Annotated in this window: 2 protein-coding genes; both read right to left on the bottom strand. The window is 38.3% G+C overall.

Features of this window, described 5'->3' with window-relative positions; translation table 11 throughout:
* Window positions 1-30: 30 nt before the first annotated feature.
* On the bottom strand, window positions 31-912 hold the full coding sequence (locus tag EKM61_RS11895) for an IS3 family transposase (protein WP_075168886.1): 882 nt from the start codon (window positions 910-912) through the stop codon (window positions 31-33).
* Entirely contained in the window at window positions 909-1,445 is a 537-nt protein-coding gene (locus EKM61_RS12255; protein ID WP_068224266.1) for a helix-turn-helix domain-containing protein, read from the bottom strand. Before EKM61_RS12255 ends, EKM61_RS11895 begins: the two co-directional genes overlap by 4 nt.
* Window positions 1,446-1,498: the final 53 nt, after the last annotated feature.

Genomic DNA, 1,498 nt, shown 5'->3' with positions numbered 1-1,498 from the left:
TGAAGTGAACCCTTAAAATTGGACAAATTATTAAGCTGCTTTTTGAACGGCGAGTTCTCGGTATTTTACCGGGGACTTGCCGTTTAATTTTGTCTTAATACGACGATTGTTATAGAAGCCTATCCAATCTGTCATTGCTTGAATTAGGCTAGTTTTATCTTCAAAATGTTCATCCATCATTTCTGCTTTCATAATATGAAAGAATGATTCCATTACAGCGTTATCAAGGCAAGTCGCTTTACGAGACATACTTTGAAATGCACGATGCTCTTTTAACAGCGTTCGCCATTGGTGATGTTGATACTGAAAACCTTGGTCAGTATGAACAGTTGTCCGATATTTTAGTGCTGGAAGTCCTTCCAAAGCTTCTTTAAGTGGTCTAATGGCGAATTCCACTGTCGGATGTTCACTAATATTAAATGCTAAAATTTCTCCAGAGAATAGATCTAGTACCGGTTCCAAATACACGCGTTCTTTCATTTCCATGGATCCATATCGAAATTCACTGACGTCTGCTACAAGTTTCTGATAGGGCCTGTCGGTTTTAAAGCGGCGCTTCAAGCGATTAGGGGCAACCCTACCAACTAATCCTTTATACGAGTTGTATTTACGAGTTTGTCGATTAAAGGCGTGACATAACCAGTCGTGTTCCTGCATAATGCGTAAGACTCGCTTGTGATTTATCTGAAATCCTAAATCATGCAAGGCACTTGTCGTTCGACGGTACCCGTACTTCTTTGTATATTTTGAATCGTGTTGACGAATTTCATCAATTGCCTGAATAACTTGATCATCATTGAAGGTACGTTCCTTATGATTTCGAGTGTAGTAATACGTGCTACGCGGTATTTTAATTACTTTAAGAATCAATTTGACCGATACTTGGAATATTTGCCTCAACTCAGTCGCTATTTCTGAGATTTCCTTTGTGCTGATTTTTTCTGAGCTAAGGCCTCTAATTTTTTTAAGTATTCATTCTCAATCTTCAACATTTGATTCTCTTTTTGAAGTTGCTTTAAGGTCTCTTTCGTCGTTAAGCTGTCCTTTTGGACAACTGGTTTAACGTTCTTATTCTTGTGTTTTACCATGTTTTTTGAGTTGCCCCGCTTTCGCTCAAGCCCCTCAATTCCTAATGCCTCAAATCTCTTTTCCCATTGCCAAATCGTACTTGGCGAAGATAAATTAAAGTGTAAGGCGGTTACTGGAAGTGAAGCCTGATTTTGTTTCTTCCAGTTTAATACATCAACTTTGAACTGACTAGTGTATTCTAAGTCCCTAGCTTTTGGCTGAAGTCCCTTAATACCAAACCTTTCAAATCGCTGAACCCAGATTGAAATGGTAGTACGGTTACCAATTTCATACTTTCTCGCTAGTGAAAATGCTGCCTGACCACTTAAATACTCGGTGACAACTTTAACTTTAAAATCGAAATTAAATTTACTCATAACGAAACCCCCAAGATTGGATTTTTTCTGTCCAATCTTGGGGGTTCACTTTA

It is taken from the genome of Loigolactobacillus backii (assembly GCF_003946275.1).
Lineage (GTDB): Bacteria > Bacillota > Bacilli > Lactobacillales > Lactobacillaceae > Loigolactobacillus > Loigolactobacillus backii.
The sequence above is the reverse complement of the archived record's forward strand: the minus strand, read 5'-3'. Positions and strand labels throughout refer to the sequence as shown.

Excerpts from the sequence above, each read along its gene's own strand:
- EKM61_RS12255 (WP_068224266.1), bottom strand. The coding sequence starts at position 1,445 with ATGAGTAAATTTAATTTCGATTTTAAAGTTAAAGTTGTCACCGAGTAT.